Annotated in this window: 12 protein-coding genes and 2 tRNA genes; 4 read left to right on the plus strand and 10 right to left on the minus strand. The window is 32.6% G+C overall.

From position 1 onward, the window contains the following. Positions 1-297 precede the first annotated feature (297 nt). Positions 298-2922, minus strand: a complete 2625-nt coding sequence (locus ABD816_RS21070; protein WP_344930806.1) for an AsmA family protein — start codon at positions 2920-2922, stop codon at positions 298-300. 87 nt (positions 2923-3009) lie between these two features. After that, entirely contained in the window at positions 3010-3717 is a 708-nt protein-coding gene (locus ABD816_RS21075) for a queuosine precursor transporter (protein ID WP_344930807.1), read from the minus strand. Positions 3718-3860: 143 nt separating this feature from the next. Here ABD816_RS21075 and folK point away from each other — a divergent pair, with 143 nt between their 5' ends. Then, positions 3861-4997 (plus strand): 2-amino-4-hydroxy-6-hydroxymethyldihydropteridine diphosphokinase, encoded by a 1137-nt coding sequence (folK, locus tag ABD816_RS21080; RefSeq protein WP_344930809.1) that lies wholly within the window; start codon positions 3861-3863, stop codon positions 4995-4997. Here the strand turns inward: folK and ABD816_RS21085 are convergent. Beyond that, positions 4977-5513: an RNA methyltransferase gene (locus ABD816_RS21085; protein WP_344930842.1), complete on the minus strand. Its 537-nt coding sequence runs from the start codon at positions 5511-5513 to the stop codon at positions 4977-4979. The two genes, folK and ABD816_RS21085, sit on opposite strands and share 21 nt — an antisense overlap. Before the next feature lie 549 nt (positions 5514-6062). Here ABD816_RS21085 and mutS point away from each other — a divergent pair. The 3 genes from mutS (at position 6063) to ABD816_RS21100 (ending at position 8923) form a co-directional block, all read left to right on the plus strand. Beyond that, a complete protein-coding gene (gene mutS / locus ABD816_RS21090) occupies positions 6063-8654 on the plus strand; it encodes a DNA mismatch repair protein MutS (RefSeq protein ID WP_344930844.1) in 2592 nt (863 codons plus the stop codon). A gap of 97 nt (positions 8655-8751) precedes the next feature. Continuing rightward, positions 8752-8823: transfer RNA gene (locus tag ABD816_RS21095), tRNA-Gly, on the plus strand. A gap of 16 nt (positions 8824-8839) precedes the next feature. Then, positions 8840-8923: transfer RNA gene (locus ABD816_RS21100), tRNA-Leu, on the plus strand. A 100-nt stretch (positions 8924-9023) separates the two neighbouring features. Here ABD816_RS21100 and ABD816_RS21105 read toward each other — a convergent pair. From ABD816_RS21105 to ABD816_RS21135, 7 genes are all read right to left on the minus strand, one after another. Next, positions 9024-9488 (minus strand): hypothetical protein, encoded by a 465-nt coding sequence (locus tag ABD816_RS21105; RefSeq protein WP_344930810.1) that lies wholly within the window; start codon positions 9486-9488, stop codon positions 9024-9026. Between the two features lie 9 nt (positions 9489-9497). Continuing rightward, positions 9498-10124, minus strand: coding sequence for a Panacea domain-containing protein (locus ABD816_RS21110; protein WP_344930812.1), 627 nt, complete (start codon positions 10122-10124; stop codon positions 9498-9500). Positions 10125-10292: 168 nt separating this feature from the next. Further along, a complete protein-coding gene (locus ABD816_RS21115) occupies positions 10293-10889 on the minus strand; it encodes a hypothetical protein (RefSeq protein ID WP_344930814.1) in 597 nt (198 codons plus the stop codon). Positions 10890-10906: 17 nt separating this feature from the next. Then, positions 10907-11473, minus strand: coding sequence for a hypothetical protein (locus tag ABD816_RS21120; RefSeq protein WP_344930815.1), 567 nt, complete (start codon positions 11471-11473; stop codon positions 10907-10909). A 404-nt stretch (positions 11474-11877) separates the two neighbouring features. Then, entirely contained in the window at positions 11878-12783 is a 906-nt protein-coding gene (locus ABD816_RS21125) for a helix-turn-helix domain-containing protein (protein ID WP_344930817.1), read from the minus strand. A 3-nt stretch (positions 12784-12786) separates the two neighbouring features. Next, complete coding sequence (locus tag ABD816_RS21130; RefSeq protein WP_344930819.1) at positions 12787-13362, minus strand: YybH family protein; 576 nt, start codon at positions 13360-13362, stop codon at positions 12787-12789. Between the two features lie 22 nt (positions 13363-13384). Continuing rightward, positions 13385-14332 (minus strand): alpha/beta hydrolase, encoded by a 948-nt coding sequence (locus ABD816_RS21135; protein WP_344930820.1) that lies wholly within the window; start codon positions 14330-14332, stop codon positions 13385-13387. Between the last annotated feature and the right edge of the window lie 14 nt (positions 14333-14346).

A 14346-nucleotide genomic window follows, 5' to 3' on the forward strand; every position in this document is an offset into this window, starting at 1 on the left:
TAGCCTTATAAAAGCTAACTTGCTTTTATAAAATCCCATAAATCTTCGCTAAAATTTACAATTAACAATTAAAATCTGAAAATATACAAAATAAAAAGACTGCCTAAATTACTTTTTAGACAGCCTCGTTTGTTTTTCAATCTACTTTACGATTTGATGATGCTCATTCTTGAATTTTGATGACTTACTTATGATATATTACCTTTATAACAGAAGTTTTAATAAAGATCAACATGCTGTCTGTTTCTTTATAGCGTTACTTCTTTACAATGAAATCAATAGGTATTAATAATTCACTTAATTATCAGTGGTATCTTTCTTTTTATTCTTATTAAGGAATCCACCTAATATATTTTTAGCTGCGTCTTTTAATTTTTCTTCTGGCTTTTCTGTTGTTGTTTTGGTAGTGTCTTCATCTTTACTATTTCCTCCTAACAAACCAGACAACACTTTTGTTCCTTCATCGGTAATTTTATCTTTTACTTTGTCCTTTTGTTTAGAAACGATCTGTTGTGTTAATGCTTTTACAGCGTCTCCCGTGTTTAAACTTACTTTTGGATTTGAGAAATTTCCTGTTATACCGACAGGGAGTGCAACGGTCATTTCGCTTACTTCTTTTTCATTCAACTGTGATAAGATACCACCTACATCTTTTCCTAAGTATTTTGCAGGTACGTCCATAGCAAGATTGTAATCCATATTCATGTCAAAACCGTGACTACCGCTTGCTGTAATTTTAATTCCTTTGATATCAATATCAAAAGGTTTGACATTGATTTTCCCATCATCAAAAGTAAGAGCCGTTTGTATATCTTTTAGATCCAGATTGTTTAAATCAATAAAGTTTATCTGATTATCTAATTTTGCTAATAATGGTGTTTGCGCAGTACTTACCTTAGCATTCAGAATATTAGCTAAAGCATTCCCTTTTAATGATGTTAATACAGGTGTAAGATCATTTGTGAGATTTCCGGCAAGAGTCATTTTTGTAGACAACGCTCCTGTCAAGGCTTGCGCTATTGGTGCTAACCCTTTTAATAATTCTAGGCTTGCAAAGGATTTTACAATATCAATTTTGCTAAGATCCATATTCATATTAAAAGTAGGAATTGCTGATTTTGTAGAAACATTGCCGTCAAATGCGATTCCTCCTCCTAGTAGATTAGAAGTTACATTTTTCAAGGAAGCTGTTTCGTCTTTAATTACTACACTTCCTTTTGTGTTTTGCAATTCTAAGTTGTCATATAATACCTTGTTAGCACTAAAATTTAAATTTGCATCAAGAAAAGATGGAATTTGTAACGCTTCGCTTGGTGTTTTTTCAGTGGTTTGTTCCTCTGCAGTTTCGTTTCCTGCTACCATAAAATCACTTACTGCAAATACCTGAGATGCTACGGTAAAATTTCCTTTGAGATTTTGTTTTGTAAATAAAAACCCCATCAAATTATTAATAGCACCTTCTGCGGTAAGATCCGATGTGCCAGTAGTCACTTTCATTTTATCAAGTGTAATGGTTTCTGGTTTAAAACTTACATTGGCATTTTCAATCTTAATTTCATTAGGTAGCTCTGGTGAAGCATAAGTAAAGTTATCGATACTTACATTTCCAGAACTTTTTACATTTTGATATTGCTCTTTTTCTAAAGATTGCATATCAAAATTAGTCTTAATATTTGCTTTGAGAATACCGTTTAGTTGTTCCTCTAGTTCTAAGGGGTATGCTTTTTCAAGATTAGCAAGATTTAAGGTTCCATTGATTGCCATGTCAACCAGCATGTTTTGGGTAACATGTTTTAAACTCCCCTTCGCAGCAAAGGTATCTTGATCAATTTTAAAAGTTAGCGTGTTCAGCAACACGTAAATATCATCCATTAGACCGGTGTCATTTTTAATCTGAGTGTCTATGACTATATTCTGAACGCCTTTAGGAAGATCAGGATATTTAAATGAAGCATTATTGGATGCTATTTTGATATCCATCATAGGAATATGGGTGTCGTCTACTTTTCCTTTTACAACACCATCTATAGAAAAATCTCCTGAAGTTTGCACGCCATCCAAGTTTTTAGCGTATTCGGCAGGAACTACGGCTAAGAAATTTTTAAAATCTGAAGTGGGTGTTTTAAAACTTATATCTATATCAGTATATTTTTCATCCAATTGAACAAAACCTGCAAATTCTAAGGGAAGCTGATTTATGAATGCCTTATTTTCTTTAAATGCATATCGTTGATTCTCCATATCCAGTTCTAAATTTGCATCTAGTCGTAGCTTGTGTTTATTGAGGTAATTGGTTCCGTCCATCAAAAACGAAATTTCTGAGCTGGATTCTGTATCTAACAATATTTTTTCTCCTGATAATGTTCCATCTCCACTATGGTTAATATTTGTCATTAATAGAGCTATTTTACTTACATCATCCTGATATAATAATTTACTGTTATTTATTTCATAATGCTCTAATTCGAAAGCAAAAGAACTACTTTCTTCTGTACTTGTTTCAGGTGTTGTGGTTTCTGCTTTTGCAATATCATAATTTACATTACTCAAAGAATCAGTTTTTACATTTATGGTAGCTTCATCAATAACAACTCGTTGCACTCCTATAGCTTCAGAAGCATCTTTAAACAATTCGTTAATAGACATATCTAATGCTATTTTTTTTGCATATGCTAGCGTATCTCCTTCAAAAGGAGCATAATTGATAATGGACAATTCATCAATAATAACCGATGCTTTAGGAAAACTACGAATCAAACTAATATCTACATCAGCAAAATCTACCTTAGCGTTTACATGTTCATTTGCCAGATATCGTATTTTATCTTTAATAGTACCGCTAAATATGAATGGTAAGGAGATAAGCGCAATAATCAGCACTACAATAAATATCCCTACGATTTTTAGAATTTTCTTGATCATTTCTTTGAGCTTTTATACAAAGTAACGAATTACTAACAGGTATGTTGCTACTTTTTTGTTAACAGTTGGTTATAAAAGGTATAGGTATTAGTGTTCTAATACTAATTCTTCGCCTTGTTTTAGTTTAAATCTATTTCTCAATAAAAATACACCAAAATAGAGTAATGGCGTATCAAAAAGAGCTACTAATATTTTAAAAAGAAAGCCATTTTCTAATAATTTACCAAATCTATTCCATTCTATAATTCCCGTAGCGCATAGTAATAGTAATACGGTGGCTGTGTCTACAAATTGAGAAAAGAAAGTCGAAAAATTATTCCGTATCCATAAATGTTTTCCTTTAGTTAGTTTTTTCCAAAAATGAAAAACTTGTATGTCGATATATTGAGCAAATAAATAGGCTAGCATAGAAGCTAAAACTGCAATAGCAGTTCCACCAAAAACCTGAGTAAATGTTGTGTCATTAACAGGAGACCAAGTAGTCGCAGGTACCGCAGATGCTACATAAATGATAACGAGTGAAAAAAGAGAGGCAAAAATACCAGCTGTGACTAATTGATTTGCTTTTTTCTTGCCATACACTTCGCTCACTAAATCGGTAATCAAAAAAGTAATAGGATATGGGAGTATTCCTACTGAAATCTCAAAAATGTAAATGTCAAAAAAATTCCAATGAAAAAATTTCTGAAAAATCAGATTTGAAGCCACCAGTGATGCGATAAAAAGCGCCCCGAGTATCAGGTATATTTTATAAACAATTATTTTGTCTGTAAGATTCAATTTGGTTTCTCTCAAAATATATGGTTGATAATACTTCAGACAAAATTAGGATGAAGTAGTTTTGTTTTACTTAATTTGCTTTCTTACTTTATTAAAGAGTGCGAATTCCGAATACTGGTTAAAAATAAGAAGTTCTGATTAAAAAAAAGAAATCAATATTGAAAACATCAAATTTCATACATATTTCATTAGGAAGTAATATAGGAAATCGATTAGGTTTTTTACAGCAAGCAATATCTGCTATTTATAATACGATAGGCGATGTTATTGTTGTTTCTAAGGTTTACCAAACAACTGCATGGGGTTTTGATAGCGATGATTTTTATAATGCGTGTATTTCTGTGCGGACTTTTTATACTACCAGAACAGTGCTGCATAAGCTTTTAGCAATTGAAAACGGGTTGGGTAGAAGCAGACCAAATACAGAAGGATATGCTTCCAGAACGATAGATCTGGATATCATTTTTTCCTCAGAAGGAATTATAAAGACGGATCATTTAGTGACGCCACATCCGCGTTTGCAAGACAGGAAGTTTGTGTTGATGCCGATGGCAGAAATAGCAGGTGATGAATATCATCCTATTTTAAAGCAAACAGTTGAAGAGTTATTACAAAACACAACCGATCAATCTGCAGTTACTAGGGTAAAAGAACACTTGGTGAATCCTAAGAAAAAATATACAATATCCACATTACAATATCTCACTATAGAAGGTAATATCGGTGCTGGCAAAACAAGTCTTTCGCAATTAATTGCTCAGGAGTTTAATGCTAAATTAGTGCTAGAACGATTTGCTGACAATCCTTTTTTACCTAAGTTTTATGAGGATATGGAACGATATGCATTTCCTTTAGAAATGTCTTTTTTGGCAGATAGGTATCAGAGACTGCAAGATGATATTGCTCAACTTGATTTGTTTAGGGATTTTGTAATCAGTGATTATGACGTATTTAAATCATTAATCTTTGCACAGGTCACCTTGCAACCAGAAGAATATCTATTATATAAAAAAGTGTTTGATATTATGTACAGAGAGTTACCTACACCTGGTTTATACGTGTATCTATACCAAAATACAGAACGTTTATTGGAAAATATAAAAAATAGAGGGAGAGCTTATGAGCAACAGATTCCTGCACATTATCTGGAAAAAATCAATAAAGGATATTTGCAATTTATGAAATCTCAATCGTATTGTAAAGCAACGGTTATTGATATTTCAGATCGGGATTTTATAAATAATCGTGAAGATTATATCTGGATTTTGAATACCTTATCTGGTTTTACAAAATAAATCCCAAAGTACTACTCCGGCACTAACTGAAATATTTAATGAATGTTTACTTCCGTATTGCGGTATTTCTATGGCAATATTACTAGCAGAAACTACATCTTGCTGCACCCCTTTTACTTCATTACCAAAAATGATGGCAAGCGTTTGGTTATTTTCTGGATGAAACTTATCTAATTGGACAGCATTTTCAGTTTGCTCAATGGATGCGATTTGTATATGTTTAGCTTTCAGTTCTTCCACAAGCACTAACGTATCTTCCCTATATTCCCAATCTACGGTTTCAGTCGAGCCAAGAGCTGTTTTATGAATATCTTTATGAGGAGGTGTAGCTGTAATACCACAGAGATAAACTTTTTTTATTAAAAAAGCATCCGCAGTTCTAAAAACAGAACCAATATTATTAAGGCTTCTTATATTGTCTAATATAATAATTAAAGGTGTTTTCTCAGCGGCTTTAAATTCTGCCACAGTTTTGCGATCGAGTTCGCTATTTTTTAGCTTTCTATTTTTTTTCATCCTTGCAAAAATACTAATTAACATAAGTTTGCCTAACCTTAGTAAAACTTTGTGCACGGTTAATAGATGTTTATTGGGTTGACAGCTGCGGTAAATCTTTTATAGAGATAGTTAGTAAGGGATTGATGCTAATAGAAAAAGGTTTTAATTTAGGAAGGTTATTAATAAGTAGAATTACTGGAAAATTTGCTTCGAGTAGTGTATAGGATTAGGATAAAGGAGTCTTGTTTCCTGATTCTTGTAGCAAAGCGGTCTTATTTGAATATCTCATACAGCTTTGTGATCGAAGTAGTTTATTAATGAATATGTAATATAAAATATATCACTACAACATAATAGGAAGACATGGTAGAATTATGCGATTAGTGTAAAATTTTATACTGTTTTCTTCTTTTCGAAAAGATGTTAAATATTATGTATGATTGTGAATAAAAAAAAATAACTCCTTTTAGCAATATTTTATAAAAAAATGAAGAAACCTTACTTTAGCCCGACACCTAAAATCAGATTCTTTTGGCAGCAAAAAAAGATAAAAAAGTAACTCCTTTGATGAAGCAATATAATGCGATCAAAGCTAAATATCCTGATGCATTATTATTGTTCAGGGTAGGGGATTTTTATGAAACATTTGGGGGAGATGCAGTAAAAGCCGCAGCTATACTTAACATCGTACAAACAAAAAGAGGTAATGGTAGTGAACAAGAAACAGCATTAGCAGGATTTCCTCACCATTCTTTAAATACATATTTACCAAAATTAGTAAAAGCAGGAGAACGTGTTGCTATTTGTGATCAATTAGAGGATCCTAAGCTGACTAAAACTATTGTAAAAAGAGGCGTTACAGAGTTGGTCACTCCGGGTGTTGCACTTAATGATGAGGTGTTACAGAGCAAAGCTAATAATTTTTTGTGTGCTTTACATTACGGAAAGAAAGAAGTGGGGATTGCATTTCTGGATGTGTCTACAGGAGAGTTTCTTACTGCTCAGGGTGATGTGGCACACATGGATAAATTATTACAAAATTTCAGACCAAGTGAAGTATTGATCACCAAAGGGAAAAAGAAAAATTTCCAAGAAGATTTTGGTGTTGATTTTCATACGTTTTTTTTAGAAGATTGGGCTTTTAAGCCGGATTATGCGAATGAAACATTAAATACTCATTTTGAGACAGTTTCATTAAAAGGTTTTGGGGTTGATCATTTACAAGAAGGAGTTATTGCTGCAGGAGTTATTCTCCATTACCTGGGAGAAACGCAACATCACAAATTAAAACATATTACTGCCATACAAAGGATAGCAGAGGATCAATATATATGGATGGATCGATTTACAATTCGTAATCTGGAGCTGTATAATCCGAATGCCTCTCAGGCAGTTACATTGTTGGATGTGATTGATAAGACAATTTCACCGATGGGTGGGCGTACCTTAAAACGTTGGTTAGCGTTGCCACTTAAAAATATTTCCGAAATTCAGAAACGTCACGAGGTAGTGCAATACTTTTTGGATCATAAAAAGTTGCTACAAAAAATCCAACAACAGATCAAACAAATAGGGGATATAGAACGTCTGATTTCTAAAATAGCTACGGGTAAGGTCAACCCCAGAGAAGTAATACAACTTAAAAATTCTTTGGAGGCGATTGTACCTATAAAATCACAAGCCTCTCATAGTGATAATGATGCATTAAAAGTTATTGGAGATACATTACACGATTGCGAATTATTGCGTACTAAGATCAAAGAAACCCTGAATGAAGAAGCGCCAGTTAATATTTTAAAAGGAAAGACGATTGCAGATGGTTTTACGGAAGAGTTAGATGAGTTGCGATCAATAGCTTTTTCTGGTAAAGATTATCTGGATAAAATGTTGCAACGTGAAACTGAAGCTACGGGAATTACTTCTTTAAAAATAGCTTCTAATAATGTTTTTGGATATTATATAGAAGTAAGAAATACGCATAAGGATAAAGTGCCGGAAACCTGGATTCGTAAACAAACATTAGTAAGTGCAGAACGCTATATTACTGAAGAGTTAAAAGAATACGAAGCTAAAATTCTTGGTGCTGAAGAAAAAATAGTAGCGTTAGAGCAGCAATTATTTAATGATTTGATCCTTTGGATGAGTGCCTATATAAAATCTGTGCAATTAAATGCCACATTAATTGGTCAATTAGATTGTCTGTGCTCTTTTAGCCAGCTAGCAGAAGAAAACCAATATGTACGTCCTCTCATAGATGATTCTCAGGCATTAGAAATCAAGAATGGCCGTCACCCTGTAATAGAGAAACAATTACCTCCAGGAGAGCAATATATTGCTAATGATGTAATATTGGATCGGGAAGCACAGCAGATGATTATGATTACAGGTCCTAATATGAGTGGTAAATCCGCCATACTCAGACAAACAGCATTAATAGTTTTACTAGCACAGATGGGCAGTTTTGTTCCTGCAGAGTCGGCAACTATTGGCGTTGTTGATAAGATTTTTACCAGAGTAGGTGCAAGCGATAATATCTCTATGGGAGAGTCTACTTTTATGGTAGAAATGAATGAAACAGCAAGCATTCTTAATAATATATCAGAACGTAGTTTAGTTTTACTGGATGAGATCGGTAGAGGGACCAGTACATATGATGGAATTTCAATTGCTTGGGCGATTAGTGAATTTCTACACGAACATCCTTCGAGACCTAAAACACTGTTTGCCACTCATTATCATGAATTGAATGAAATGTGCGAAACATTTGAACGGATTAAAAACTATAATGTATCTGTTAAAGAATTAAAAAATAATGTACTTTTTCTTCGGAAGTTAATACCGGGGGGTAGTGAACATAGTTTTGGTATTCATGTAGCAAAGATGGCAGGAATGCCTCAACAAGTGTTACATCGGGCTAATAAAATGCTAAAAAAATTAGAGAAATCACATAGCAGTGAGGAGTTAAGCGGTAAAATAAAAGCGATACAAGAAGAAGACGAATTGCAATTAAGTTTCTTTAATCTAGATGATCCTTTGTTAGAAGAAATAAAAGAAGAAATTGTCAATATTGATATAGATACGCTTACTCCTGTAGAGGCGTTGATGAAATTAAATGAGATTAAACGTATGTTAACCAGGAAGAAAGCATCTGTAATATAATTTTTTTAATTCTTTTTCTAAAAAAGCCTTGGGTATTATAGTAATTATATTAAATTTGCATCCGCAATAATAAAGAACTGTAGGTTTATTTATTAATGCGAAAGTAGCTCAGGGGTAGAGCATCACCTTGCCAAGGTGGGGGTCGCGGGTTCAAATCCCGTCTTTCGCTCTGAGATAACTACCAAGCTGAAGTGGTGGAATTGGTAGACACGTTGGACTTAAAATCCAATGTCCATTAGGACGTACGGGTTCAAGTCCCGTCTTCAGTACGAAGCCTCTTGTTAATCATTTGATTTTCAAGAGGTTTTTTGTTTTTTAGCACTTCGTATAGCAACCATATAGCAACCATTAGTAAATATTTCTAATTTCTTATGAAAAATTAGCCAATTCTAAAATGAGTGCTTTTTTTATTTTACGTTTGATATATCTCGAATTAATAAAACAATTAAGTAATTCTATTTTCTCGGACTTCTTTAATTCGCCGATCACTTCAAAATCAACATCTTCGACTTTGTAGATCTCTGAAAGCATCTGTTTAGAAAATTCATTGAGTTGATAACTATATACACAAGTATCAAAATCAAAGTAAAATCCACAATCTGTTACCTCTATGTCTTTTTTGAAAATATAACAACTATAATTTTGATTTGAAATGTTTAGACAGCCATGAGTGGCTTTTTCCTTAGGTACTTTTATTGTTCTTGTTGGTAGGAATGCAAATACTATCTCATCTTTGTCAATATAAATTGGTATGTAGTATTTGTTTTTAGGACTAGATTGTCCGTTAGGGAAGTAAAAAGGTGTTATGTAAAGTATTTTAAATAAATCAAACATTAATAGTATCTATTGATTATAATAATGCCTATTTATTTCAGTGTTTTCTATGTAACTTCTATAAATAAATTCTTTTTCTTCATCAAGAATTATTGAAAAATCTATAATATGATTGGAAGTTCTTTTTCTGTTATTCTTAAAAGGCTCTAAAAGATTGTTTTCTAATGCTATATTATACCATAAAGAATTTTTTTCATGAGTTAACTCTGATAATTCAGTTGCAGAAAATCCTTTATATTTATTTACAACTAACTCCAAAATGCTAATGTCATTATCAGTAAATTCATCATCATTGAATTCTTTAACTGCTTTTACATAAAAGAATTGATAGTGTTGATATCTATCTAACTCAACCGAAATAAAATCTTTTAACATTTTCGGCTGCGCTTCATTTAATTCCACGAATATATCTTGCGCAACTGGTCCAAATTGCCAAACTTCATATTTCAGTCCAATAAAAGGTATTCCGAATTTTTTTATTGAAAACTCGTCAAGTATATATAGGAACTTTAGTGCTTGAGTTTTTGTTAATCCATTAACGTTTTCAGTTAGATAAATTAGTGTGTTCCCAATCTTTTCTATTTCTTGATTGCTGTAACCTGATTTGTTATGATTATTTGTTATTCCAAATTTCATATAATAATATAAGCAAAATTTACGCCAAATATATAACTTTTTATCTTAAAAAATTTTATTCAAATATTCGTTAAGATTAAAAAAGACAGTAAAAGTTTAATAGTCTAAAGTTGATTTTTAAACCCAATCACGTATTTATCTGATAATATTCCAATGCTTTTATTTGGACTAAGCACCAAAAACCATTAAACGCTCAATATCTCTATGGTCAATACTTTCTGCTTTTGCTATACTCTGCATTAATCTTAAATAACGTTTAGTTGGCTTGCCTTTGTAATACTTTTTAAAGTGCTTTTTGTATAATTGCTGATAGTATTTGTCAATATCAAAATAATAACCATGAGCCTTTTCCATTTGTCGCCACTTTTTACTATATGTTTGTTTTGTATACAGTCCACTTTTTAATGCAGAACGATGAATAAATTTTCCGTAAATCAAATGCAATTTTCTACATCTTTTACCTGTATAGGGATATATAAAATACCATACTTTTCCTTTGCCTAAGTTAGACGGTGTTGACACTAAATAAATGGTAACATCATAAATTTCATTTTCACTTTTATAGTCAAGTTTTAAAGTTTGCTCATCATTTGTAAAAATGACTTTGATGTTTATACGACTAGTAATCTCATTATATCCATTGCGCCACGTTACTATTCCACTTTTTTCACTTCCCTTTTTAAGGTACTTCCACTTTATCAAATCTGATACACCTATGTTTTTTCGTTCATCAAATAAATAGGGTAATGTTAAAGGTTTAGGCATTTATCTAAGATTAATAATTAGTATTGCTTCATTAATAGTTGTGAGCGTTCTTCTCTATTGTTGCGCCACTTAACCAAAGTGCTAATGTGCTTTTTATATCGTTTAGTCATTTCGCCTTTGTAATATTTTTTATAATACTTCTTTTTAGGCTCGTCTAACACCTTTTGTGTTGTTGGTATATTAGGTTGTAATTGAAACAATTTACGCCAGTACTTACTTTCTGCTTGTGTACTATACATTGGATTAATTAAATTACTTCGATGCATAAACCTGTTGCATACAAATATTAAGTTTCGGCAACATTTGCTAGCATATGGGCAAACAAAAAACCAAACCAAACCTTTGTCAAGATTAGACGGTTTTGATTCTAAGTAAATTATTTGCTTTACTGAATTAAGATTAAAGTCATAATAATTTAAAATAACACGTTCATTATTTTCTTGCATTATAACTGTAATATCAATACCTAAATCTTTGGATCTACTAGAAGTCCAACCAGTAGAACCCATAAGTTTATGGTTTGCTTTGAAGTAACCACATTTAGATAAATAACCTGTTGTTAGGGTTTTTTCTTTATCAATCAAAAGGGTGCTGTATACGGTTTTGGCATGTTTTTATGTTTTCTGAAACCTAAATCCTTTGGAAACATTTATTAAATTGACTATTTCGAACAGTTTTACCTGTTGTTTCGGATATAATTTTTCTTGTTTTAGTTTTTGGTTATTGTGACAGTTTCTAATATTATGAGCAATCTCTTTTATTTGAGTATTTGTATCTGAAGTAACCGATTTCTTTGATAGGTATTTGTTCCTAATTAAATCATAAGTATTAAAATCGGAAGAATAGTAATATTTTAAGAAGTTATGGAATGGATGGTAAATCTGGCTAGCACGAATCGAAGGATTAAAACTATCTATTTATATAGATTAATCGACCTATAATAAAGTTTAAATTAACGATTAGTATAAGTTAGAAAATTCTCAAATAATCAATTGTAAGACTTTCTAAATTCCGAAGGGGTTAGATTCGTTTTCAATTTAAATAATTTGCTGAAAGATTGGGAATAATCAAAGCCTAGTTCATAAGCGATTTCACTTATGGACAATTCACTTATTGCCAGCCTTTCTTTTGCTTTTTCTATCAGTTTATCGTGAATATGTTGTTGGGTACTTTTTCCTGTTAATACAGTAAGCAAGCCACTCAAATAATTAGGTGATATATTTAGCGAAGCTGATATATCCGTTACCGTAATTACACCGTTGATTGATTCTTTTGGGTCCTTGAAATGGTCAGAAAGTAATTTTTCCAAACGAACCAATATTTCGTGATTTTGTTTTTCCCGAGTTATGAATTGCCTGTGATAAAACCTATCGGCATAGTTTAATAGGGTTTCTAAATGAGATATAATTACAGCCTTGCTAAATTTATCGATATTCGTACTACATTCTTCATCAATATTTTGCAGGATGTTTATAACTGTCCTTTCTTCTTTTTCTGAAAGATGTAACGCTTCGTTAATATCATAATCAAAATACTCGTAGTTTTTAATGTTCTTAGCCAATGAGGTATTCCAAAAGAAATCTGGATGAATAAGCAGCAACCATCCTGTGTGAGTCAAGTCGCTATCAGCTTGGATAGCATATAGTTGATTGGGTGCTAAAAAAATTAATGCGCCTTCTTCAAAATCATATTCTTGTTGCCCGTATTGCATTGTTGCATTTACATTATGCTTAAGCGCAACCATATAGAAATCCTGAATTAAGCGTTTGGGCTCATCATCGTTTAGTTTCTTAATATCCTCGATACGATGGATACTTATCAGGGGATGTGTTGGTCCTTCAAGATTTCTAAACTTATGATACTGGGCGATTGTTTTGAATCGTATAGGTTGCATATACTATTTTTTTTTGATTGGCTTTAAATTAATTAAAGCTTTACCTGTTACAAAATCCATAGGTACAGAAACGTGGTCGTGAACAATTAACCATTCGCCATTTATCTTACGCATTACATTAGTTTCGCGAGTCCACATATCTATGTTTTGTCCCGTAGCGGTTTCTCCTTGTAGTCTTGTAAGACCTCGTATCGTTGCCAAGTCTCCAGATTGAAACACCGTTAAATCTTCAAAAGTTAATTGAATGCTACCCTCAAAGGTATTGAAAAAATTGACCCAATTATCTCGCCACATAGATTCGCCTTCAAACTGAATGGGCGCCATAAGGTCATAAGATAATATATCAGCAGTGTAATATTTCATTATATTATCAACACTTTTGGATTCGAAGGTTTGCCTCCACAGTTCACGTTTTTCAAGAATGATTTTCTTCTCTTTTTCGCTTTCCACAAATTCATCAATACTCGATGGTTCTGCAGTTTTTGACTGTGCAAAAACAGCTCCGATATTGAAACTAACAAAAATTATGGCTAAAAGAATTTTAATTGAATGTTTCTTTTTTACAAATAATATTTTCATAATAATTAAATTTTTGAAATTGTTATTGCATATGCTTTTGAAACCAGTCCAGCATTGGTTCTGGACGTTTCTGAAACTCTAAATACCCGTTCCATCGCACGGTAGTATCGGGTATCCATTGTAATTGTTTATCTTCTGAAGGAATGTTATCAAACATCGTCTGTACATCCGTCGGACTAGTCAGTACATCATCGCTTACTTGATAAAGAAATGTAGGGATACATACTGATTTTGCCCATTCTCTGGCATCTCTTTCTGCAATGCTTAGGCTGGTTTTTAATACTATTAACTCATTAAGGTCTTTCAAGCGTTCTTTGGGAATACCGGCCAATGACAGCTGTTTGCTAAGAATGATTTCTTCGCTTACAGGTTGTGCGCCTACCAAACAGCTAACCTGATTGAATACTTCGGGATTACTTTGCATTGCATAAAAGGTAGCATCACATCCTAAGCATCGACTAAAAAGACCAATTTTCATTTTATTTGTGCCTTTTCTATTACGGATGTAGTTTATAGAACCCAGTACATCGCGTGATTCATAGATTCCAGTTGAGATAATACCTCCATTTGCTGCGGAACTATGTCCGTGATTTCTCAGGTCATAGGCAAGCACATTGTAACCAGCATCGTGCAGAATTTTATAGTCAGGTATAAAGTTGACTTCAAAATCATTACCACTAGCACACCATACAGATTTCCAGGGTTCTAAATGCGCAGGCAGTCCTGAACGAGTAAATCCCATCGGATGGTTTGCAATAATGACCTTTTCCGAATTTTTACAAGGAATAAACCAACCTTCAAGAGGTATACCGTCTATGGATGGAAATGAAATATTTTCGTAAACCAGACCTGCTTCTGATGGCTTGTGCAATATAGGTGAACGTGGTAAATTCCGAAATACATCACTCATATGTTCTAAAATCTGATTAATGGTTTCTTTGCTGGGTTTAGCTGGATTTATATCTGGCATTTCTTTGAATTAAA

Origin of the sequence: Aquimarina addita (assembly GCF_039539305.1) — a bacterium.
Classification (GTDB): domain Bacteria; phylum Bacteroidota; class Bacteroidia; order Flavobacteriales; family Flavobacteriaceae; genus Aquimarina; species Aquimarina addita.